Source organism: Inhella crocodyli, assembly GCF_004004565.1.
Taxonomy (GTDB): domain Bacteria; phylum Pseudomonadota; class Gammaproteobacteria; order Burkholderiales; family Burkholderiaceae_C; genus Inhella; species Inhella crocodyli.
In genome coordinates this window covers 324,737-345,043 of the sequence record NZ_SACM01000003.1, presented here as the reverse complement: position 1 = coordinate 345,043, position 20,307 = coordinate 324,737, and the positions used below count along the sequence as shown (strand labels likewise).

At 71.6% G+C, this 20,307-nt stretch carries 21 protein-coding genes; 7 read left to right on the top strand and 14 right to left on the bottom strand.

Translation table 11 applies throughout. The features are described from left to right. Positions 1-2: 2 nt before the first annotated feature. Genes EOD73_RS12435 through EOD73_RS12425 form a run of 3 tightly spaced genes read right to left on the bottom strand, consistent with a single transcriptional unit; the run spans position 3 to position 2,724 of the window. Positions 3-1,445, bottom strand: a complete 1,443-nt coding sequence (locus EOD73_RS12435; RefSeq protein WP_127683326.1) for a hypothetical protein — start codon at positions 1,443-1,445, stop codon at positions 3-5. Next, positions 1,442-2,326 carry an ABC transporter ATP-binding protein gene (locus EOD73_RS12430; protein WP_127683325.1) on the bottom strand — a complete coding sequence of 295 codons (885 nt, stop codon included), beginning with the start codon at positions 2,324-2,326 and terminating at the stop codon, positions 1,442-1,444. Before EOD73_RS12430 ends, EOD73_RS12435 begins: the two co-directional genes overlap by 4 nt. Next, a complete protein-coding gene (locus tag EOD73_RS12425; RefSeq protein WP_127683324.1) occupies positions 2,323-2,724 on the bottom strand; it encodes a GntR family transcriptional regulator in 402 nt (133 codons plus the stop codon). The genes EOD73_RS12430 and EOD73_RS12425 overlap by 4 nt, the downstream gene beginning before the upstream one ends. 107 nt (positions 2,725-2,831) lie before the next feature. Here EOD73_RS12425 and EOD73_RS12420 point away from each other — a divergent pair, with 107 nt between their 5' ends. Continuing rightward, a complete protein-coding gene (locus EOD73_RS12420) occupies positions 2,832-3,359 on the top strand; it encodes a hypothetical protein (RefSeq protein ID WP_127683323.1) in 528 nt (175 codons plus the stop codon). Positions 3,360-3,373: 14 nt separating this feature from the next. Here EOD73_RS12420 and EOD73_RS12415 read toward each other — a convergent pair whose 3' ends face one another. The 3 genes from EOD73_RS12415 to EOD73_RS12405 all read right to left on the bottom strand — a co-directional run bounded on the left by EOD73_RS12415 (position 3,374) and on the right by EOD73_RS12405 (position 6,754). Beyond that, entirely contained in the window at positions 3,374-4,372 is a 999-nt protein-coding gene (locus tag EOD73_RS12415) for a LacI family DNA-binding transcriptional regulator (RefSeq protein ID WP_240660702.1), read from the bottom strand. Between the two features lie 121 nt (positions 4,373-4,493). Next, positions 4,494-6,086 carry an ABC transporter substrate-binding protein gene (locus EOD73_RS12410; RefSeq protein ID WP_127683321.1) on the bottom strand — a complete coding sequence of 531 codons (1,593 nt, stop codon included), beginning with the start codon at positions 6,084-6,086 and terminating at the stop codon, positions 4,494-4,496. Further along, entirely contained in the window at positions 6,083-6,754 is a 672-nt protein-coding gene (locus EOD73_RS12405; RefSeq protein WP_127683320.1) for a DUF4197 domain-containing protein, read from the bottom strand. Before EOD73_RS12405 ends, EOD73_RS12410 begins: the two co-directional genes overlap by 4 nt. Before the next feature lie 41 nt (positions 6,755-6,795). Between EOD73_RS12405 and EOD73_RS12400 the strand changes: the two genes are divergently transcribed. The 3 genes from EOD73_RS12400 (at position 6,796) to EOD73_RS12390 (ending at position 9,005) form a co-directional block, all read left to right on the top strand. Beyond that, the gene (locus tag EOD73_RS12400; protein ID WP_127683319.1) at positions 6,796-7,779 is read left to right on the top strand and encodes a hypothetical protein; all 984 of its coding nucleotides are present in this window, start codon (positions 6,796-6,798) and stop codon (positions 7,777-7,779) included. A gap of 141 nt (positions 7,780-7,920) precedes the next feature. Next, on the top strand, positions 7,921-8,199 hold the full coding sequence (locus EOD73_RS12395; RefSeq protein WP_127683318.1) for a BTH_I0359 family protein: 279 nt from the start codon (positions 7,921-7,923) through the stop codon (positions 8,197-8,199). Positions 8,200-8,423: 224 nt separating this feature from the next. After that, a complete protein-coding gene (locus tag EOD73_RS12390) occupies positions 8,424-9,005 on the top strand; it encodes a DUF2087 domain-containing protein (protein ID WP_127683317.1) in 582 nt (193 codons plus the stop codon). 54 nt (positions 9,006-9,059) lie between these two features. Here EOD73_RS12390 and EOD73_RS12385 read toward each other — a convergent pair whose 3' ends face one another. Continuing rightward, a complete protein-coding gene (locus tag EOD73_RS12385) occupies positions 9,060-10,979 on the bottom strand; it encodes a sensor histidine kinase (protein ID WP_127683316.1) in 1,920 nt (639 codons plus the stop codon). A gap of 252 nt (positions 10,980-11,231) precedes the next feature. On the opposite strand from EOD73_RS12385, the gene EOD73_RS12380 reads away from it, so the two are divergent. After that, a complete protein-coding gene (locus EOD73_RS12380; RefSeq protein WP_127683496.1) occupies positions 11,232-12,188 on the top strand; it encodes a DMT family transporter in 957 nt (318 codons plus the stop codon). 7 nt (positions 12,189-12,195) lie between these two features. Here EOD73_RS12380 and EOD73_RS12375 read toward each other — a convergent pair whose 3' ends face one another. From EOD73_RS12375 to recG, 5 genes are all read right to left on the bottom strand, one after another. Then, the gene (locus EOD73_RS12375) at positions 12,196-13,014 is read right to left on the bottom strand and encodes a transporter substrate-binding domain-containing protein (protein ID WP_127683315.1); all 819 of its coding nucleotides are present in this window, start codon (positions 13,012-13,014) and stop codon (positions 12,196-12,198) included. Between the two features lie 56 nt (positions 13,015-13,070). Continuing rightward, positions 13,071-13,217 carry a hypothetical protein gene (locus EOD73_RS17570; protein WP_164846064.1) on the bottom strand — a complete coding sequence of 49 codons (147 nt, stop codon included), beginning with the start codon at positions 13,215-13,217 and terminating at the stop codon, positions 13,071-13,073. A 149-nt stretch (positions 13,218-13,366) separates the two neighbouring features. Then, the gene (locus EOD73_RS12370) at positions 13,367-14,812 is read right to left on the bottom strand and encodes an Ivy family c-type lysozyme inhibitor (RefSeq protein ID WP_127683314.1); all 1,446 of its coding nucleotides are present in this window, start codon (positions 14,810-14,812) and stop codon (positions 13,367-13,369) included. A gap of 133 nt (positions 14,813-14,945) precedes the next feature. Continuing rightward, complete coding sequence (locus tag EOD73_RS12365; RefSeq protein WP_127683313.1) at positions 14,946-15,662, bottom strand: 2OG-Fe(II) oxygenase; 717 nt, start codon at positions 15,660-15,662, stop codon at positions 14,946-14,948. 2 nt (positions 15,663-15,664) lie between these two features. Next, positions 15,665-17,743, bottom strand: coding sequence for an ATP-dependent DNA helicase RecG (gene recG, locus EOD73_RS12360; RefSeq protein WP_127683312.1), 2,079 nt, complete (start codon positions 17,741-17,743; stop codon positions 15,665-15,667). A gap of 56 nt (positions 17,744-17,799) precedes the next feature. Here recG and EOD73_RS12355 point away from each other — a divergent pair, with 56 nt between their 5' ends. After that, positions 17,800-18,270 (top strand): YybH family protein, encoded by a 471-nt coding sequence (locus EOD73_RS12355; protein ID WP_127683311.1) that lies wholly within the window; start codon positions 17,800-17,802, stop codon positions 18,268-18,270. 27 nt (positions 18,271-18,297) lie between these two features. Next, positions 18,298-18,507, top strand: coding sequence for a hypothetical protein (locus EOD73_RS12350; RefSeq protein WP_127683310.1), 210 nt, complete (start codon positions 18,298-18,300; stop codon positions 18,505-18,507). Positions 18,508-18,525: 18 nt separating this feature from the next. Here the strand turns inward: EOD73_RS12350 and truD are convergent, their stop codons facing one another. Both truD and EOD73_RS12340 read right to left on the bottom strand, forming a co-directional pair. After that, complete coding sequence (gene truD / locus EOD73_RS12345; protein ID WP_127683309.1) at positions 18,526-19,539, bottom strand: tRNA pseudouridine(13) synthase TruD; 1,014 nt, start codon at positions 19,537-19,539, stop codon at positions 18,526-18,528. A 228-nt stretch (positions 19,540-19,767) separates the two neighbouring features. Beyond that, positions 19,768-20,190, bottom strand: coding sequence for a hypothetical protein (locus EOD73_RS12340; protein WP_127683308.1), 423 nt, complete (start codon positions 20,188-20,190; stop codon positions 19,768-19,770). Between the last annotated feature and the right edge of the window lie 117 nt (positions 20,191-20,307).

Below are 20,307 nucleotides of genomic sequence, written 5' to 3'. Positions count from 1 at the left end.
GCTCAGGCGTCCTTTGCAAGGGGGTCGACCGCGTCGACGAGGCCGGCATGACCGGTCGGCCAGGGGGCGCTGCGGGGCAGGGGCCGCCAGCGCCAGGCCAAGCAGGCACCCAACAGGCCGGCGGCGATGGCCACGGTGCCCAGGGGCGGGCCACCGGCCGCCGGCAGGGCCGCCACGGCGCCGCACACCGCTGCCCAAGCGCTGACCCAGTTCATCCAGGTGCCGCGGGGCGCGCCCTGGTGCTGCCAACGGGTCAGGGGCACGAGCAGCGCCGCCGGGGCCGCCACCAGGCAGCCCGCCAAGGCGTGGGGCCACAGGCCGGGGCCCCAGGCCAGGCTCGCGGCCACGGCCGGTACGGCGTGCAAGAACCAGCCGCCGATCGCGTGCCGGCGCAACTGCGCCCGCCACGCCCGCCCCAGGGCCTCGCCCTGGGGCAGCCCGGGCAGCAGGCGCAACAGGGCCTGTTCGGCGCGCGTGCTCCAGTGCTCGGTCAGCGTCGCGCCGATGTTGAGCAGGAACAGCCACATCGCCAGGCCCACCGATAGGCCTTGGAGCAAGGGCGGGGTCCAAGCAGAGGGCTCGCTGCGCAGGGCCGTGGGCGCCACCGCCAGCGCGAACAAGGGCACGCCCACGGTCAGCAAGAGCCAGGTCTGCTGCGCCAGGTGCAGGCTGGGGCTCACCGACCAATGGCTGCGGCGCAGCGCGTCGCGCGCATCGCGCACTGGAGCCCGGGCCGCGTCGAGCATGCGCCGCGTCGGCCACAGCCACCAGCGCATCAGGCGGGCAAGCCAACCCTGGCCCTGCCAGGCCCCGAGCTTGCCGCCTTCCAGCGAAACGGCGAGCAAGGCCTCGGTGTTGCGGCGGCGGCGCCATTGGGTGGCGTGTTGGGCGTCGCCGCGCCGCAGCAGCCGCGGCAGGACGAACTGCGCCAAGGCGGCGGCCACCGCGATGCCCGCCCACAGGGCCTCGGTCTTGTCGAAGCCCAGTTGGCGCGCGCCCCACAGCGTGCCGACGGCCAGCGCCGGCGCGAGCAGGGCCAGGCCCGTGCGCGCCAGGGCCAGGCAGCCCGAGAGCCACATCACCAAGGGGGCCACGAGCAGCATGGCTGGGCGCTCCTGCGGCACCAGCAGCCAGGTCAGGGCCGCCGTGACCAGCAGGCCAGCCGACACGATCGCGCCCATGGCCTGCCGCAGGGCCTGGGGGTGGCGGGGCATCAAGCGCGCCAGGTGCGGGTGGTTCTGGCGGGCCACGCCGTGCACCAAGTGCTGGGCCACGAGGGTCACCAACACGCCGAGCACGATGGAAGCGTTCACCACCCACGGGCGCCCCAGCGACAGGGCGGCGAAGCCCAGGCCAAAGAGCGCGCCGCCGATGGCCAAGACCTCGGGCCCGCGCGGCCGGCGGGCGGCCGCGCGCAGCACGGTGCCCAGCGCGCGCAGGGTCACGTCAGCACCTCGAAGAGGTCGTCCAAGGTCACCGTTTGCAACAGCAGCGCCTCGGGCAGGGCCTCGGGCCAGCTGCCGCGCAGCACGAGGCGGCTTTGCCCCGGCTGGGCCGCTTGGCTGGCCAGCGTGGCCAGCTGGTGTGCCTTGGCAAAGGCGGCCACGGCGGTGGCCTCGCCCGTGACGCGGCGGGTTTGCTCCAGCAGCTCGTCCAAGGGCGACTGCAACGCGATCTGGCCGTCCTTCAAGAAGGCCACATTGAACGCCACGCGCTCCAAGTCGCTGAGGATGTGGGTGGAGAACACCACCGTGGTGCCGCGGTTGATGACGTGGTCGACCAGCTCGCGCAGGAAGTCGCGCCGGCCGATGGGGTCCAGGCTCGCCACGGGCTCGTCCAGGATCAGCAGGTCCGGCTCGTGCGCCAGCGCGCGGATGATGGACAGGCGCTGCTGTTGCCCGCCGCTGAGCTTGCCGATGGCCTGGTCGGCGGGGATGGCCCAGCGCGCCATCAGCCCGTCCACTTTGGCCTGGTTCCAGCGGGGGTAGAAGGCCTTGAAATACGCCAGCAGCTGCGCGGGCGTCAGGTTCTCGAACAGGTCGCTGCCCTGCGGCACGTAGCCGATGCGGGCCCGCGCGGCGTCGTCCAGCGCGTTCGCGGCCTGGCCGAAGAGCTGCACCGTGCCGCTCTGCGGCTCGCGCAGGCCCAGCAGGGCCTCGAGCAGCGTGGTCTTGCCGGCGCCGTTGCGGCCCAGCAGGCCCACGACTTGGCCCGGCTTGAGCGTCCAGTCCAGCCCGCGCAGCACGGGCGCGGCCTTCTTGTCGTAGGCCAGGGTCAGGCCGTCGATCTGCACCTGCGGGGCGGCGTGGAGGAGGGGGGCGTTCATCGGGGACTCCCAGGGTCGTCGTTCAAGAGGTGTTCAAAAAGCGCCAGGGCCTGCGCCGGGGCGATGCCCAGCTCGCGGGCCTCGTCGGCCGCGCGCTGCAAGGTGGGGCGCAACTGCTCGATGCGCTCGCGCCCCGGCGCCGCCTTGCGGTGCGCCGCGGCGATCACCATCGGCAGGCCACGGCGGCGTTCCAACAGGCCCTCGCCCTCCAGCAGGCTGTAGGCCTTGCTGATGGTCATCGGGTGCACCGTCAGCTCGGCCGACAGTTCCCGCACCGAGGGCAGTTCCTGGCCCGCCACCCACTGCCCCGCGGCCACGCGGCGCCGCACCTGCTCCATGAGCTGGCGGTAGATGGGCTCGGCCGAGCCGGTGTTGATTTGGAACTGGATGGGCAGCATGGCGATGGAGTGAACCACTGTACCAGTCCACTGGTACACCTATCCCCTGCCGAAGGTCACGGCCCTTTGCGAAGGGCGAGGCCGGCCGCGCGGCCTACCATCCGCCCATGCCGCACCGACCGCCGTACGTCCCCACGCCCGTCTCCGACGGGGTGATGTCGACGCACGACCTGCCGGCGGCGGGTTTCGCGCCGCACGGCGAGTTCCGCGTGGGCTGGCGCGACGGCGTGGTGTGGTGGGACGCCATCGGCCCCTTCAACCTCGAGGCCCTGCAGCGCTACGACCGCATGCGGGCCTTGGCGCGCCAGCGCTGGTTGGTCAAGGGGCGCTGGTTCGGGGGCGTGGTGCACTGGCACCACAGCGCGCTGATGTCGCCCGAGGCCTTCGAGGCCTACACGCAGGGCTTCATCGCCGTCTACAGCCGGCCGCACCGCCTGGCGGCGGTGGCCTGGGTGGCCGACCCCGAGCTGGAAGGCATGCGCTTCATGCGCCGCCGGTTCGCCAGCTTGTTTGAGCAGTACCACCTGCTCATGCAGGAGTTCGAGCACCCGCACGAGGCCGACGCTTGGGTGCGCGCGCAGCGCGACGCGCGCGAGCGGGCCGAGGCCGCGGGCGACGAACCGAAGCCCGGCTGAGCGCGCCGGGTGGTTCAGCGCCTGCGCGCGGCGGGCCCCGAGGAGTCGCGCACGATCAGGCGCGGCTCGGGCAGGGACAGGGCGGGCTTGTCGCCGGCCAGCAGGTTCAGCATGCCCTGCGCCGCGGTGCGCCCCAACTCCAGGCTGGCTTGGTGCACGGTGCTCAGCGGGGGCGCCATGTGCGCGGCCAGGGCCAGGTCGTCGAAGCCCACCAGCGAGACGTCTTGCGGCACGCGCAGGCCCTGCTTGTGCAGCGCCACCGAGGCGCCGAAGGCCATCTGGTCGTTGGCCGCGAACAGCGCCGTGAAGCGGGCACCGCGGTCCAGCAGGCGCTGCGTGGCGTCGCGGCCGCCGTCCTCGAAGTAGCCGCCGCTCTCCACCAAGGCCTCGCGGAACGGCAGGCCCGCGGCCTCCAGGGCGGCGCGGTAGCCGGCCAGGCGGTCGCGCGCGTCGGGGTGGGCCAGGTCGCCGCTGAGGTGGGCGATGTCGCGGTGCCCCAGGTCGATCAGGTGCTGCGTGGCCAGGCGCGCGCCTTCCACGTTGTTGAAGTCCAGCGCGCACAGGCCCGGCGCTTTCAGGCTGCGGCCGGTGACGACCACCGGCAGGGCCTTGGCCAGGGCCTTGAGCGCGGCGTCGCCCAGGCGGCCGTTGAGGATGATCATGCCGTCCACGCGGCGGCTGCGCAGGGTGTCGATGCAGCGCTTCTCCACCGCCTCGTCCCAGTGCCCGCTGACGAAGAGCGCGCTGTAGCCGGCCGGCTCCAGGGTCTCCTCGATCCCGCGCAGCGCCACCCCGTAGAAGGGGCTGTCGATGCTCTGCGTGACCACGCCCACGCTCATCGTGCGCCCACCGGCCAGGCCGCGCGCGATGGGGTTGGGCACGAAGCCGAGTTCGGCGATGGCGCGGTCCACCGCGGCGCGCTTCTCGGGGCTGACGATGGCGGTGCCGTTCAGGATGCGCGACACCGTGCTGGGCGAGACGCCGCTGGCCTCGGCCACCATGCCGAGGGTCACGGGGCCGGACGATCGGTCACCGGCAGGAGGGCTTTTGCGCATGCGAAACGGGGGGCAGGACCCGGACGGGGTCGGTGTCTGAAAGCGGTTGCAGCAAGTGTAGAAGGCCGACCTGCCGCCGTCAGCGGCGCTGCGTGAAGCGCATCTCCGGCCGGTCGTTGGAGCGGTGCAAGGTGCTCACGTTGGGCTTCATGGCCCAGGGCCGCACCTGGTGGTGCAAGGGGATGAAGTAGTGCTCGGCCTTGATGCGCGCCTGCGCGTCCACCATCAGCCGCGTGCGCTTGGCCGGGTCCATCTCCACCGCGGCGGCGTCGATCAGCGCGTCCAGCGCGGGGTCGCTCAGGCGGAAGTAGTTGAAGCTGCCGTCTGCCCCCGTGCCGCGGGTGCGGGCCAGGGCCTGCAGCGTGGGGAAGGCGTCGTAGGTGGGGGCGCTCCAGCCGAACAGGTACAGCGGGTAGGCGAACTGCTGCACGCGGGCGCTGAAGGTCGAGAAGCCCTCCGTGGCGAGCGTGGCGCGCACGCCGATGCGGGCCCACATGGCCACCACCGCCTGGCAGATTTCCTCGTCGTTGACGTAGCGGTTGTTCGGGCACTGGAAGGGCACGGCGAAGCCCTGCGGGTAGCCCGCCTCGGCCAGCAGCGTCTTCGCCCGCGCCGGGTCGGCCGCCAAGGGCGCGTCCACGCTGGCGTCGTGGCCGTCCACGCCCGGCGACACCAGGCTGCCGGCCGGCATCGAGAGGCCGCGCATGATGGCGCGCTGCAGGGCCAGGCGGTCGATCGCCAGGTTCATCGCCTCGCGCACGCGGCGGTCCTTGAAGGGGTTGGCGCCCTTGACGCTGCCCCCGGCGATCTCGGGCGAGCCCTGGTCCATGCCGATGAAGATGGCGCGCACTTCGTTGCCCATCAGCAGCTTCAGGCGGGCGTCGGCCTTGAGCCGCGCCACGTCTTGCAAGGGCACTTCGGTCAGCAGGTCCACCTCGCCCGACATCAGCGCCGCCATGCGCGTCTGGTCGCTCTTGATCGGCAGGTACACCGCCTCGGTGACGTTGCTGGCGTTCTTGGCGTCCCACCATTCGGGGTTCTGCACCAGGCTCAGGCGCTGCTCGGGCACCCAGGCGGTGATCTTGTAGGGCCCCGTGCCCATGGCGTTGCGCGAGGCGTGGTTCTCTTGCTTGGCGCGGAAGTCGGGCGGCTGCAGCGTGCGGTGCTTCTCGGCCCAGGCCTTGCTGACGATGCGGAAGTCGGTCAGGTTGCCGAGCAGCGCGGGGTTGGGCGCCTTGAGCAGCAGGTCCACGGTGTGGGCGTCGACCTTGCGCACGGCCTGGATGCCGCTCACGTAGCTTTGCAGGTTGCCCGTGGGCGCGGTGATGCGCTGGAAGCTGAACACCACGTCGTCGGCGCTGAAGGGCGTGCCGTCGTGGAACTTGACGCCGCGGCGCAGCTGGAAGCGCACTTGCGTGGGGCTCATCACCGTCCAGCCCGTGGCCAGCGCGGGCTCGATCTGCAGCTTGGCGTCGAAGCGCGTCAGGCCTTCGTAGCAGTGCTGCAGCAAGGACAGGGTGGTGGCGTGGTTCTGGCTGTGCGGGTCCAGGGTCAGCACGTCGTTTTGCGCCGCCCAGCGCAGCGGGCCGGGGGCGGTTTGGGCCTGGACCGTGGCCCAGCCCACGCTCAATCCCAAGCCGATGCCGGCCAGGGCGATGCGCCAGCGCCTCATCGACCGAACACCTTCTTCAGCAGCGCACTGCCGGTGCCCACCGGGTCTTGGCGGATCTTCTTTTCCTCCTCGCCGATCATCCAGTAGAGGCCGTCCAGGGCCTTGCGCGTGACGTAGCCCTCGATGGTCTTGTCCTCGTCCTTCACCAGGCCCAGGCCCGCGGCCTTGCCGGCCACGGCGTTGTACTTGTCGGCCAGGCTCTCGCGCTCGGTGGCCTGCGTGACGATCGGCAGGAACTTGGCGCCCAGGGGCACGCGGGTTTTGCTTTCGAAGAAGCGGGTCACGGCGTCGTCGCCGCGGCCGCGCACCAACTGCAGCGCGTCCTCCACGCTGAGGCCCTTGACCGTTTGCACCAGCAGGTCGCGCGCGGCCGGCACGGCCTGCTCGGCCGCGCGGTTCATGGCCAGCACCAGGGCGTCGACCTTCTTGCCTTGGCCGGTGGCCTTCAGCAGCTTGGCCGCGCTCTTCAGGTGCCCGGGCAACTCGATCTTCAAGGTGGGGTGGTTGAAGAACCCCCCGTTGCGGCCCAGGGCGTCCACGGCCGCGCCGGCCCCGCGCTCCAAGGCCGCGCGCACGCCGCTGGCGGCGTCGGTCTCGCTGAGCGACAGGGCCCAGGCGTGGGGCGCCAGGGCCCAACAGGTCAGGCCGCACAGGGCACGTCGTTGCATCACAGGGCTCTCCTTCGGGGCTTGTTCCGACAATGCGAGCCATGCTCGCGTCAAAGGCCGCCGATTCTGCGCCCCGCCCTCGGGGCTGGCTGCCGTGGTGGCTGGGCGCGCTGGCGCTGCACGCCGTGTTGCTATGGCCCCGGCCGGTGGCGTTGCGCCCGGAGGCCTCGCCCGCCGTGGGCGCGGCGCCGGCCTTGCGGCTGCGCACGCTGGCCCCACCGGAGAGCGCGGCGGCCCCCGCGCCACCCCTCCCACCCGCCCCACCGGCTGCGACGGCGCTGCGCGTGGCGGGCGTGACGCGGCCCCCACCGCGCCCTGCGCCGACCGAGGCGCCGGCCGCGGCCCCACTTCCACCGCCGGCGTCAGAGCGGGACGCCTCCGCGGCCCCGGCGGCGTCCCCAGCCCTGGCCCTGCCTGGCACGGCGCGCTGGGGCTACGTGCTGACGCACGAGGGCCACGCCGGCGAGGCCTGGTTGGAATGGCGGCGCGAGCCCGGTCCGGCGGGCGCGGACGACGCCGAGCGCTACAGCCTGGTGCTGCACCGCCGGACCGAGCAACGGGCGCTGCCGCGATGGGAAAGCCGGGGCGAGCTGGGCCTGCAGGGCCTGGCGCCGCAGCGCTTTGCCGTGCAGCGCGGCCGCCAGGGCCAGCGCGTGATCCACGACGCCGAGGCCCAGCCCACGGCGCAGCAGCAAGACCGCCTGAGTTGGATGCTGCAACTGCCGGCCCTGCTGCAGGCGCGGCCCGAGGCGCAGGTGGCCGAGTTGGCCGTGGTCGATTGGCGCGGCCGCACGCACCCCTGGCGTTTCGAGCGCGTCGGGTCCGAGCCGCTGACCCTGCCCGACGGGCAGGTGCGCCAGGCCCAGCGCTGGCGGCGCGTGGCCCAAGGCCAAGCGCAGGCCGAGATCGAGCTGTGGCTGGACCCTGCCGATGCGCAGCGCCCCTTGCGCCTGGTGCACAAAGTGCTGGGCGACGAGCGCTGGGAGCTGCTGTGGAATCCTGCCGCTTCCGGCGCTTCGCCGTGACCGGGCGTGATCAATCTCCCACACCGAGCGGCCGATGAAAGGGGGCAAGCCCCCGCTTTTCTGGGCACCGTGCCAAGATGGGCTCACGCCAGCCCTTGAAAGCGGCGTTTTGCGCACCACGTCAACGGTCAGGAGGAAGTCATGCACCTGCTCTACCAGTCAGACAGCTACATCGTGGTTCGCTTTGACGTGCCCGTCACCGACGCGCACCACGAGGACGATGCCCCGCACCTTTCGCGCGGGGGGTACGAAATCGTCGACAAGTTCGCCCGCAAAGAAATCTTCATCGAAGGCGCCCTGGCCCAGCAGTTCCAGGAAGGCGTCGAGGCCCTGAGCGAGGGCGATTCGAGCGAAGAGGACTACGACGACTTCATCGAGCGCTACGCCAACCTGAGCCAGACCCCGGTTCAGATGCACTGAGCGAGGGCCGTCCAGGCCGACCAGGCCGATCGCGCCGACTGGGTCTACCATCACGACCCGGTCGGCAGTTCACCCAGGCGTTGCCGCGCGGCCCCCGCCGCGAGCTAAACCTGCCCGCATTCGCCCGCACTTGCCACGCCTCGCGTGCGCCAGTCTGGAAGTCGGCAACCCCCAGTGCCCGCGCCTTTGGCGCCGGGGTCGCGCGCACGCCATGGAGGTCCGGCATGCACCGAGTTCCCTTGTCGTTTGTCGTCACCGACGCGTCGCGCTTCGCCCGCGCGCTCGGCCAGTCTTTGCGCGAACGGGCCGAGCCGCCCGGGCACGTGGAGTTGCTCAACCTGATGGCCCGCGCGCAGGGCTTCCGCAACCTGCAGGCCTTGCAGGCGGCCATGGCGCCGGTGCCCGACGCGCCCCTGGCCGCCGAAGACGCCCCCGCCCCGCTGCCCCTGAGCGAGGGCGCGCGCAAGGCCTTGCAGCAGTTCGACAGCCGCGGTCGCTTGATGCGCTGGCCGGTGAAGTTCAGCGTGCAGCGCCTGGCGATGTGGCTGCTGTGGCAGCACTTCGACGCCAAGCGCGTTTACAGCGAGCGCGAGGTCAACGAGCGCCTGAAGGCCCTGCACCTCTTCGGCGACCCGGCCACCCTGCGCCGCGAGTTGATCAACCACCGCCTCATGACCCGCACCAGCGACTGCCGCGAGTACCGCAAGTTGCACCCGGTGCCCGACGACGAGGTCCGTGCCCTGCTGCGGGCCTGGCGCCTGCAGCGGCGCGCGATGGCCAGCGGCCCGAGCGCGGCCGCGGCGTGATCGAGCCTTAGCGCGTTCGCCGGTTGATCAAGCCCGGGCGCGGTCGCCGGTTGGTCAAGCTCGGGCGCGGTCGCCCGAGCGGGGCGAGGCCAAAGGCGCCGCGCCGTCGCTGGGCCGCAGGGCCCAGCTCAAGGTGAAGCTGGCGCCGCCCTGGCGCCGGTTCGCGGCCGTCAGGCGCCCGCCCAGGCGTTGCGTGGCGCTGACCTGCGCCACGAACAGGCCCAGGCCGCTGCGGCCTTGGCCGAACTGCGTCGACACGTAGGGGTCGAACACCTTCGGCAGCAACTCGGGCGCGATGCCGCGGCCGTTGTCGCTGACCTGCAGGTGCATGCGACCGTCCTCGACCCAGGCGCGCACGCGCACCTCGCCCGTGGCCTCGGGCGCGAAGGCGTGCCGGTCGCAGTTCTGGAACAACTGCACCAGCACGTCGGCCAGGGCGTTGGTGGGCACGTGCAGCGACCAAGGCGCGTACACCCGCAGGCTCAGCATGCGCCCTGGCGGGATGACCCGGCCCCACACGCTGCGCACGAAGTCCGGCAGCGCCACGGCCTGCAAAGGCTCGCGGTCGGGCGCCGTGCCGATGTCCTTGTACTGCTGCAGCAGGCCGATGCCGCGGTCCAGCCCGTCCCGGGCCAAGGCGGCGGCCCGCTGCACCTCGTCCAGGTCCTGCAGCAGGCGCGTGCGCGTCAGCCCGCCTTGGTCCACGGCCTGCGTCAAGGCGCCCACGCGTTCTTGCAGCGCGCTCAGGGCCGCGAGGGCGTTGCCCACCGGGGTGTTCATTTCGTGCGCCAGCCCGGCCAGCAGGCTGCCCAGGGTGGCCAGCTTGCTGGTCTGCACCAGCTCGGCCTGCAGCTCGCGCTGCACCTCCAACGCGTGCTCGAGCACGCGCATCTGCACCTGCAGCGCGCGGGCGTGCTCTTCGCTGCGGGCCTGCTCGGCCTGCGCGTGCTGGCGCTCGATGCGCTCCAGCTTCAGCAAGGACTCGCGGTTGCTCGCGTCCTGGTGCTCGGCCAGCTCCAGGGCATGCGAGCGTGCCAGCAGCGCCAGGGCTTCTTCGGCCTGGCCGGCTTGCGCCGCCCATGGGGCGGCCTGGGCCAGGCGCTTGGCCAATTGGCGCCGGGTCGACCAGGCCTCGCCCAGCGCGATCACCTGCTTCATCAGCGCCAGGGCCTGGGCGGGTTCACCGCGCTCGGCGGCGCAAAACGCCTCCACGGCCCAGACTTCTTTGGCGATGCGCTCGGCGCCCTCGCCGGCCAGGGCCAGGTAGCGCCGGCACTCGACCAGCGCCGCCTCGGCCTCCACCAACTCGCCGCGGGTGGCCCAGGCCTCGGCGGCCCCGGTCATGGCGTTGCAGGCGAAGGTCCAGCGCCGCTGCGCCGCCGCGGCCTCGGCGCCGCGCAAGTTGGCCGCCAGGCGCCCGGCGGCGTCGCCCATCGCGTCGAGCACGAAGGCGCGCAGCACGTGCAGGTCCACCCAGCAGCTGCCTTCGCCGGCGCGTTCGTAGCCTTGCAGGGCGTCGTCGATGGCGTCGAGCGCCCGCGGCAGCTCGTACTGCGCGAACAGGGTGTGCGCCAGGGCCCGCGCCGCGTGCGCGCGGTCCAGCTCGCGCTGGCTTTGCGCGGCCAGGGCTTGCAGCTCTTGCAGCACCGCCAGGGCCTCGGGGATGCGCGCAAAGCGCAGGTGCATGCGGCAGGCGAACTGCAACAGGCCGCTGCGGTGCGCCTCGCCCCAGCCTTCGCGCACCCAGGGCAGCGCCTGCTCGGTGAGCGTGTGCACGTCTTCCGAACGCCAGGCCTCCGCCAGCAACTGCGCCGTGAACAGGGCCAGCGCCACCGCCTCGTGGCTGGGCGGGCCGTGGCGCGCGCGTTCCCAGCGCGCCAGGGCCTCGGGCAGCCACTGCGTGGCCCGCGAGGGCTCGGCCCAGTAGGCCGGCCGGTGGGCCTCCAGCCAGGCGAGGTCGTCGACCGGGTTCATGCCGTTCGGTGGACGTGGGCGCCCGGCCGGTCGGGGGCCAGGGCGCGTGGCGGGCAGGGGGCGCGCATGAACGAGGCGGGCGAATTCGGGGTGGGGTGCCAGTGTCGACCTGGCGCCGCCCGATCGGCCTGGGGTTGCCGCCCGGGCGGGTCACGCCAGGGCGCTCGCGCGGTGCTTTTGCACGGCGACACTGCGCGCTCCCGCCTGTCCCGCCCGCCCATGCCCCCGTCCACCGCCCCCGCCGCCCCGCAGTTGCTGTCGGGCACCGCATTCGCGCTGGCCGCCGGCCTGATGTGGGGCCTGGTGTTCGTCGCCCCGCTGATGCTCCCCGCCTACCCGCCGGCGCTGCTGGCCGTGGGCCGCTACCTGGCCTTCGGCCTGCTGTGCCTGCCCCTGGCCTTGCTGGACCGCCAGGACCTGCGCGCGCTGCGCGCCGCCGACTGGTGGGAGGCCGCCAAGCTCAGCGCCATCGGCAACTTCCTCTACTACCTGTGCCTGGCGGCGGCCATCCAGCGCGCGGGCAACCCGCTGGTGAGCGTGATCATCGGGACCTTGCCCGTGGTCATCGCGGTGGCCAGCAACCGGCGCAACGCGCAGCGCGACGGCCACCTGCCTTGGGGCCGCTTGGCGCCTTCGCTGGCGGCCATCGGCCTCGGCATTGCGTGCGTCAACCACACCGAGGCGGCCGGCCTGGCCGCTGACGAAACCGGCCGCTATCTGCAGGGCGCGGCCATCGCCCTGGTGGCACTCGCCGCCTGGACCTGGTACCCCATTCGCAACGCCGATTGGCTGCGCGCCCATCCCGACCGCAACCCGCGGGCCTGGGCCACGGCGCAGGGTTTGGTGACCCTGCCCATGTCGCTGCTGGGCCTGCTCGCGCTGCTCGCCTTGCAGGCCCTGGGCCTGCCGGGCGTGCCGGCCGACTTCGCGCTGCCCCTGGGCCCCCAGCCCCTGGCCTTCGTCGGGCTGATGCTGGCCATCGGCCTGTTCGCCAGCTGGGGCGGCACCCTGTGCTGGAACGAGGCCAGCCAGCGCCTGCCCACGACCCTGGTGGGCCAGCTGATCGTCTTCGAGACCCTGGCCGCGCTGGCCTACGGCTACGCCCTGCGCGGGGCGGCGCCCTCGGGCCTGGCTTTGTTGGGCATTGGCCTCTTGGTGGCCGGCGTGGTGTGGGCCTTGCGGGTCAAGCCCGTGGCCACCGGCGCCTGAGCGGCGCTCAGGGCTTGCAGCTCGGCCGGTCGCTGCGGCGCGCGAGCGAGGCCTGGCAGGCCGCCCGCCAAAACGCGCGCAAGAACTCGGGGTGGCGTTGCCCGAAGGCCGGCGTCGCGGCGGGAAAGTAGGCCACCGGCAGCACCGGTGGCAACAGCGCGACCACCTCGCCACTGCGCACGGGCTCGCTGTCGGCCAGCGAGAGGGCCGGGGCGAACACGTGGTCCACGCGCTGCAGCATCAGCATCGCCAGCCCCCGCTCGAAGTCCTGGATGGTCTGCGCGCTCCAACCCGCGGCCTTGGCGTGCTCCGCAGGCACGCTGCCCGCCACCACGCCCACGCTGCCCTTGGGGCGGCCGTCGCTGGCCCAGGCGGTGCGCAGGTCGTCGGCGCGCGTGCTGAGCACGAACAGGCTGAGGCTGGAGTGCCCCACCGCCAACTGCAGGTTGGTCCGGTCGCCGCTGCGCGGCAGCAACCAGCCCTGGGCCAAGGCCATGGCCTCGGGGGTGGGCACCACCAGGTCGAACTGGCCCGCGCTGGCCTCGCGCACCATGCGCACCACGGGCAATCGCACCAGCTCGAAGCGGCAGCCCAGTCGCTGCTCGACCTCGCGCAACTCGCGCACCAGGTGCCCGGGGTCGGGGCTGGCGAAGCGGTCGCCCTTGCCCTTGAGGAACTCACCCGCGGGCAGGTCGGGCAGCGCGATGCGCACCGCCTCGGCCGGGCACCCACGTGCTGCCTCGCTGGCCGCCACGCCGAGGTGCAGTGCCGCCAGCAACGCGCCCACGGCCGCTGCCCCCCATCGCCGCTGTTGTCGCGCTGTCATGCCCCGATCGTCCTCCCGAGACGCTGGGGGCCAGTCTAAGCAGCGGCCGAAGGCGGTCAATGTGCCAAGCGCACCAAACCGAGGACGAAGGTGCCGGCCACGCCCAGCAACAGCAGGCCTTGGCCGCCCCCGTCCGCGAGGTAGGCCTCGCCCTTCAAGACCCAACGGCCCATCGCGTTCCAGGTGCGCATCCAGCGGTTCATCGCGTTCTCCTTGGTGGTGATGGCCAAGAGGATCGCAAAACTAAGTGAAAACCCTATGACAGCCTGGCGGCCCGGTACCGGGCGTCACCGTGCGCGGTGGCGCCTGCCCACCGCGACGGCCGGCAAGGGGTGTGACCCCCCGCCTGGGGTCACTGGAACTTCAGGGCCCACTTGCGGATCGGCGCAGGGGCCGAGCTGGCGGTGTCGTCGCCCAGGATCTTGACCTGTTGGTTGAAGTACACCGCGGCGTGCACGCTGCCGGTGGCGGTGTTCACGGCCACGATCCCTTCGTTGCTGCCGCACGAGTCCACCATGCAACCGGTGGCCACGACGAAGCCCTCTTGCACGAGCACCGGCTGGCCCACGGCGAAGTAGCGCTCGAAGGTGGCCTGTTGGTTGCCCAACATGGCCTTGATCGGCGCCGAGACCTCGGGCGACACCACGAGGTCGATGGCCTCGCGGCCTTTCAAGGCGGTGACGGCCGCTGCGATCTTGGCGATGCGCGCGGCTTCGGCCTTTTGCTGTTCCTGCTCGGCCCGCACGCGTTCCTCCTCGGCCTTCTTTTCGGCCGCGATGCGCTCTTCTTCCATCTTGGCGATGGCGCGCTTCTCCTGGTACTCGTTGTAGTACTGCTTCCCTTGGACCCCCACGATGCCCAGCACCAGGGCCGCACCGGCGATGCCCGCCATGAGCTTCAAGGCGGCGGTTTGCGAGGGCGAGGCCTCGGCCACCTCGGCGGCCGGGGCCGCGGGCGCCACGGGCTCGGTTTCGGCCGCGCCCCCGGCCGGCTGCAGCAGGCGGGGCAGCGACAAGATGGAGCGCGCGATGTCCAGCACCAAGTAGCCCAGCACGAAGCTCAGGTAGGCGCCCAGCGGGTACAGCAGGCCCACGGCCACGATGCCGAAGCCCGAGGCCGAGGCCAGCCCACCGATCATGATTTCGTCGGCGCCCTCTTTGGCCAACTGCACCAGGCCGTAGCCCAGTGCGCCCGCCCCGGCCAAGGTCAGCACGGCAAACACCACCGGCGCCAGGCGAACGAAGGTTTTGAGGGTCAGGACCGAGACGGCCACGGCGTCTTCACCGGCCGACGCGGTGGCGTGCACCTTGGTGTTGATCAGCGTTGGATTGAGGTACATGCTGGCGAAGAACAGCATCGTGATGGCGCCACCCAGGCCGTACCACAGGGGCGTCAAGCTGCTCAGCTTGATGGCCAGGTACAGGCCGCCCAGCAAGGCGCCGATCAGCACGACGATGCAGCTCAGCCCCAAGACCTCCAAGTAGTCTTGCGAGGACACGTTCGACGGCGTGTTGCGCAGCGTGAGCGCGCAACTGACCAGCATCCGCGAGCCGATGAAGTGCAGCACGGCCACGGCCACGACCCAGGCGACGCCCAACAGCATCAGCGACAGGGCGTCGGTCTTGATGGCGGCGAACAGCGCAAGGCCAAAGCCCATCAAGGCCGCGGCGGCGGCGGCAAAGCCACTCAGCTGGGTCAGGCCGCGCTCGGCCGCCATGAAGGCGGACGGGCCGAACGCTTGCCGAAACAGGTTGATCAGGCGGGCGACCAACTGGTCGCTGGGTTGCATGGGGTTCATTCGTCGGCTCCCTGGGGAGGTTGCAATGGAACCGACTTTGAAACCCTTTGTTGCGCCGGGCAGCAGGGTTAGCGCGGGCGTCTAGGCCCCACAACGGTGCAATGTCACGGCAACCCCATGCCAGCGGTCCGGCTCAGCGGTACAGCGCCTCCGCCCGCTGGAACAGGATCCAGCTTGTCAGGATGTACTTGTGCCCCGACACCGGCACGCGCCCGCGGTGCGTGTGCGTGAAGCCCGCCGGCGCGATGACCAAGGTGCCGGCCGTGGGCTGCAGGCTGCGCTGCTGGTGGAAGAAGTCGGTCTCGCCGCCTTCGGTCACGTCGTTCAGGTAGACCATGAACAGGAAGGCGCGGTGCAGCGCCTCGGCGCGGGCGTTGTCGGGGTAGGTCTCGCAGTGCCAGTAGCCGTAGTTGCCGCTGCCTTGGTCGTACTTCTGCATCTGCACCGGCCCCAGCCGGTACAGGGTGCGCATCAGGTCCATCGCGCGCGGCTCGCCGTGCGTGGCCCAGTTGTCGATCGTCAGCGGCGTCGGCGCCCCGGTGGCGGGGTCGGCCACCGTCAGGGCGATGGGCGCGATCAAGCCGAAGGGGTGGCGCCGGAAGTACTCGGTGGCCTGGAAGGTGACGGCCTTTTGCACCTGCAGCAGGGCCTCGCGCCACTCGGGGTGGTCGTTCAGGTAAAGGTCGCTGGAGCGCTTCTTGGTCACGTCGACCCCACCGCCGGTGCGGCCCGGCACGCGGTGCGGGCTGGCCTCGAAGGCGTCGATCAGGCGCTGGCAAAGGGCGCGGTCGAGGGCCTCGGGGAAGACGCCGATGAAGTCGGTGGGGGCTGAAGGGGCGGTGGCATCCATGCTCAGGCTTTCAACAGTTCTGCCTTGCCGCCCAACCAACGCTGCACGTGCGCCTGCGCCGCTTGGGGGTGTTCGCGCAGCAGCGCGGGGGCTTGGGCGCGGGCGGCCACCAGCAGGGGGGCGTCGTCTTGCAGGTCGGCAAAGCGCAGCAGGTCGGCGCCGCTTTGGCGGTGGCCCATGAACTCGCCGGGGCCGCGGATGGCGAGGTCGCGGCGGGCGATCTCGAAGCCGTCGGTCGTCTCGGCCATGGCCTTCAGGCGCTCGCGGCCGCTCTCGCTCAAGGGGCCGCTGTAGAGCAGCACGCACACGCTGGCCTGCGCGCCACGCCCCACGCGCCCGCGCAGCTGGTGCAGCTGCGCCAGGCCGAAGCGCTCGGCGTGCTCGATGACCATCAGCGTGGCGTTGGGCACGTCCACGCCCACCTCGATGACGGTGGTGGCCACCAGCAGCGGCAGTTCGTTGGCCGAGAAGCGCGCCATCACCGCCGCCTTCTCGTCGGCCTTGAGCCGCCCGTGCAGCAGGCCCACGCGCTCGGGGCCGAGCAGGTCGGCCAGCTCGGCGTGCGTCACGGTGGCGGCCTGCAGGTCGCTCTCTTCGCTTTCCTCGATCAGCGGGCAGACCCAGTAGACCTGCTTGCCGGCGTCGATCTCGTGCGCGATGCGCTCGATCACCTCGTCGCGCTTGCCCATGCCAAACACCTTGGTGACGATGGGCGAGCGCCCGGGCGGCAGCTCGTCCAGCGTGCTCACGTCCAGGTCGGCGTAGTAGCTCATGGCCAGGGTGCGCGGGATGGGCGTGGCGCTCATCATCAGCAGGTGCGGCTCCAGGCCGCGCTCGGCCAGCTTGCGGCGCAGGGCCAGGCGCTGGGCCACGCCGAAGCGGTGCTGCTCGTCCACGATGGCCAGGCCCAGGCGGTCGAACTGCACCTTGTCTTCGATGACGGCGTGCGTGCCCACCACCAGCTGCGCCTCGCCGCTGGCGGCATCGGCCAGCAGGCCCTCGCGCTTCTTGCCCTTCACGCTGCCGGTGATCCAGGCCACCCGCACGCCCAGGGGCTCCAGCCAGCCCACCAGCTTGCGCAGGTGCTGCTCGGCCAGCAGCTCGGTGGGCGCCATCAGCGCGCACTGCCAGCCGGCGTCGATGCACACGGCCGCGGCCAGCGCGGCCACCACGGTTTTGCCCGAGCCCACGTCGCCTTGCAGCAGGCGGTGCATGGGCTGCGCCTGGCCCAAGTCGGTCGCGATCTCTTCGGCCACGCGCTGCTGCGCGCCCGTCAGCGCGAAGGGCAGCGCCGCCAGCAAGCGCTCCACCAGGCCGCGGCCGCGCAGCTCGGGCGCGCGGTGCTGGGCGCGCAGGGCCTTGCTTTGCAGCTGGCTCAGCTGCTGGGCCAGCAGCTCTTCGAACTTCAGGCGCTGCCAGGCCGGGTGCGTGTGCTCTTGCAGCTGCTGCTGCGGCACGCTGGGCGGCGGGTGGTGCAGCAGGGTCAGGGCCTCGCGCAGCGGCGGCAGGCCTGCGGGCACGCATCCGTGCGGCAGCAGCTCGTGCAGCGGCGCGCGCGGCAGCGCGGCCTCGATGGCCTTGCGCAGGTAGGCCTGCGGCAGGCCGGCCCCGGCGGGGTAGACCGGCGTGAGCGCGGCGGCCAGCGGCGTGTCGGGCTCCACGGCCTTGAAGGTCGGGTGCACCATCTCGCGGCCGAACAGGCCGCCCTTGAGCTCGCCGCGCACGCGCACGCGCCGGCCTTCGCTCAGGGTCTTTTGGTGCGAGGGGTAGAAGTGCAAAAAGCGCAGCAGCACGGTCTGGCCGTCGTCGTCGCGCAGGCTCACCAGCAGCTGGCGGCGGCGGCGCACCTCCACGCGGCTGTCGCTCACCGTGGCCTCGAACTGCACGGTGTCGCCGGGGCGCGCGTCGCGCAGGCGCACGAGCCGGGTTTCGTCCTCGTAGCGCAGCGGCAGGTGCAGGGCCAGGTCGATGGGCCGGATCAGGCCCAGGCGCTCCATCGCCCGCCGCGGGCCCGAGGGCGCAGCGGCGGCGGGCTTTGCCGCTTTGGCAGGTGAAGCGGGGGTCGGCGTGGCTTCCGGCATGGCCCGCCATTGTGGCGAAACTGGATGCCCATCCAGCCCTGGTTTGCGAGGTTTGTATGCCCCCACGACGCACCGCCCTCATGGCCGCTGCCGCCCTGCCTTTGGGCACGTCGGGCGCCTCGGCCGCCGCCCCGGCCTGGCCCGACGCCGCCGAGATCGCCCGCCGCACCGAGCAGCTGCGCGCGACCGAAATCGCCTTTGCCGCCACCATGGCCGCGCGCGACCTCGCGGCCTTCCAGGCCTTCCTGGCGCCCGACACCGTGTGGACCGGCGGCCGGGCCCCGCTCATCGGCCCCGAGGCCGTGGTGGCCGGCTGGCGCGCCTACTTCGACGGCCCCACGCCCCCGTTCAGCTGGGCCCCCGACACCGCGCTGGTGCTGCCCAGCGGCGAGCTCGGGCGCACCGCCGGCCCGGTGCACGGGCCGGATGGCAAGTTGCTGCTGCGCTTCAACTCGATGTGGCGGCGCTTGGCCCAAGGGCGTTGGGAGATCGTGTTCGATTACGCGACGCCGGCGGGCACGGCCTGACGGGGTCAGCGACCGCATACTGGGCCCGTGAACACCCTTGACGAAATGCGCCACCTCGACCTGCTGAGCGCCGCCCAGCACCAAGAGATTGCGGCCTGGCTGCGTGCCCACAAAACGCCGGCCGGCATCTTGGCCATGCCGCCCCACCTGTGGCGCGTGGTCGAGGCCGCCAGCTTGGCCATGAACCTCGACGCCGACTTCACCCGGCCGCCGGCCTTGGACGCCGACCTGGCCTGAGCCGCTGAGCGTTTTGGCTCACTCGGCGGGCGTGGGCTCGTCGTCGCTGAGCCGCGGCGGCTCGGCGGTGCGCAGCACCTCGGCCAGCACCGAGGTCGCGTAGGTGCCGGGAGGCAAGGCGAAGTCGAGCGCCAGCTCGTCGCCCTGCAACCATTCCCATCGCAACCCTTCCGGGCGGGCCACCAGGCTGCGGCGCTCTTGGTCCAGGCCGGCGTGCTCCAAGCCGTCGCACAGGGCGGCATGGCGCTCGGCCACGCCGTTCTCCAGGGCCTGGGCCTGCTCGCTGGTGCTCACGCGGCCGCGGCCCCACAGCGGGCCGGTGGGCAGGCCGGCCGCGTCCAGCACGTCGCCGGCCAAGGTCTGGCCCCACAGGCCTTGCTGGATGCGCAGCGCCAGCACCTCGTTGAACACGAAGGAGCGCACGGCCGACAGGTAGATGCCCTTCTTCTTCGGGTTGCGCACCCGGATCTCGCGCGCCAGCATGGCCCGGCCCTGCTCCACGTTGCCGCCGTCGTGCCCAAAGCGCTGCGCGCCGAAGTAGTTGGGCACGCCCTGCGCCGCGATGGCCTGCAGGTTGGCCTCGATGGCGCCGCGGTCACCGTTCACGTCCCGCAGCACGATGCGAAAACGGTTGCCCAGCAGGTCGCCAGGGCGCAGCTTTTTCACGTGCCGGCTTTGGCTCAGCACCTGGAACTCTGGGTGCTGCAGCAGGGTCAGGTCGGGCGTCTCTCCCTTGGGCAAGTACAGGCTGAACCACTGCCGCGTCACGGCATGGCGGTCCTTCAGGCCGGCGTGGCCCACGTCCCAGTCGTTCACCCCCGCCGCCGCGGCCAGCTGCTGGCCCACGAAGGCGGTGTTGGCGCCGTTCTTCTCCACCTCCACCCACACGTGCTCGCCCGCGCCCGAGGGCGCTTGCAGCGGCAACTCGGTGACGACGAAGTCTTCGTTGCGCTGCTTCAAGGTCGCGCTGGCGCCGGTGGCCGGGTAGGCCTGGGGCCAGTTCGGCAGGGCGGGGGTGGGGGCGTCGGTCATGGGGGGCTGGTGGCGCCAGCAATCGGGGAAGGAAGAGGCGGCTTGGTCGACCGGGCGGGGTCAGGGCTGGGATTCTCTGCGGGGGGCGAGGCGCGTCGTCATCACGGGGGTCTGAGTCGTCGCTGTCGACCCGGAGGGGCCGCTCACAGTGCCCCTGAGCTGTTGATCAACGATTGAACTCAGCCGAATAAAGGCACGCAGCGGGCTCAGGTCGGCTGCTGCGAGAGGTCAGGCACCGCTGAATGGCGCAGCGACATCAATCATGTCGCCATCAAGCTCAATATGGAATGACTCATAACCCATTTCATCAGTAACCAAGTGAAGTGCATGGCCCTTAGAAAACCTGAGAAGAAGTTCGTTTCTTGGCAAACGCTCAACTGAGCAAATGATCTGGCGCAACAGCACCGTGAGTCCACCTGCTGAGTTTCCCAGATCCTCATTCGAAGCAGCGCAGATTACACGCCCTTTGTCGCTAAGTTCGAAACCTGAATCGATAGCGATAGTGGCCCCAGGTTTCCATTTTTCCGCCATTGATTCGATCTCGTCTCGCTGATAAAAGCGAAGGACAATATCGTTGGAACCGATGCACAGCTGCATGAGCTCTTGTGAGACAAGCTTGTGCAGCGGAAAGTCGTTGGGAATATCGAGCATCGATAGTGAAGCCTAATTTTGAAGCTCAGCCGAACAAGCCAGCGCAGCGCGTTCGGGTCGGTTGCAGCGGATGGTCAATTCTCACTTTGCTTCGCCTTCTTGTAGCCATCACAAGCT

Coding starts and splice junctions, on each gene's coding strand:
- EOD73_RS12430 (WP_127683325.1), bottom strand. CDS start 2,326: ATGAACGCCCCCCTCCTCCACGCCGCCCCGCAGGTGCAGATCGACGGC.
- EOD73_RS12425 (WP_127683324.1), bottom strand. CDS start 2,724: ATGCTGCCCATCCAGTTCCAAATCAACACCGGCTCGGCCGAGCCCATC.
- EOD73_RS12420 (WP_127683323.1), top strand. CDS start 2,832: ATGCCGCACCGACCGCCGTACGTCCCCACGCCCGTCTCCGACGGGGTG.
- EOD73_RS12410 (WP_127683321.1), bottom strand. CDS start 6,086: ATGAGGCGCTGGCGCATCGCCCTGGCCGGCATCGGCTTGGGATTGAGC.
- EOD73_RS12405 (WP_127683320.1), bottom strand. CDS start 6,754: ATGCAACGACGTGCCCTGTGCGGCCTGACCTGTTGGGCCCTGGCGCCC.
- EOD73_RS12400 (WP_127683319.1), top strand. CDS start 6,796: ATGCTCGCGTCAAAGGCCGCCGATTCTGCGCCCCGCCCTCGGGGCTGG.
- EOD73_RS12395 (WP_127683318.1), top strand. CDS start 7,921: ATGCACCTGCTCTACCAGTCAGACAGCTACATCGTGGTTCGCTTTGAC.
- EOD73_RS12390 (WP_127683317.1), top strand. CDS start 8,424: ATGCACCGAGTTCCCTTGTCGTTTGTCGTCACCGACGCGTCGCGCTTC.
- EOD73_RS12385 (WP_127683316.1), bottom strand. CDS start 10,979: ATGAACCCGGTCGACGACCTCGCCTGGCTGGAGGCCCACCGGCCGGCC.
- EOD73_RS12375 (WP_127683315.1), bottom strand. CDS start 13,014: ATGACAGCGCGACAACAGCGGCGATGGGGGGCAGCGGCCGTGGGCGCG.
- EOD73_RS17570 (WP_164846064.1), bottom strand. CDS start 13,217: ATGAACCGCTGGATGCGCACCTGGAACGCGATGGGCCGTTGGGTCTTG.
- EOD73_RS12370 (WP_127683314.1), bottom strand. CDS start 14,812: ATGAACCCCATGCAACCCAGCGACCAGTTGGTCGCCCGCCTGATCAAC.
- EOD73_RS12365 (WP_127683313.1), bottom strand. CDS start 15,662: ATGGATGCCACCGCCCCTTCAGCCCCCACCGACTTCATCGGCGTCTTC.
- recG (WP_127683312.1), bottom strand. CDS start 17,743: ATGCCGGAAGCCACGCCGACCCCCGCTTCACCTGCCAAAGCGGCAAAG.
- EOD73_RS12355 (WP_127683311.1), top strand. CDS start 17,800: ATGCCCCCACGACGCACCGCCCTCATGGCCGCTGCCGCCCTGCCTTTG.
- truD (WP_127683309.1), bottom strand. CDS start 19,539: ATGACCGACGCCCCCACCCCCGCCCTGCCGAACTGGCCCCAGGCCTAC.
- EOD73_RS12340 (WP_127683308.1), bottom strand. CDS start 20,190: ATGCTCGATATTCCCAACGACTTTCCGCTGCACAAGCTTGTCTCACAA.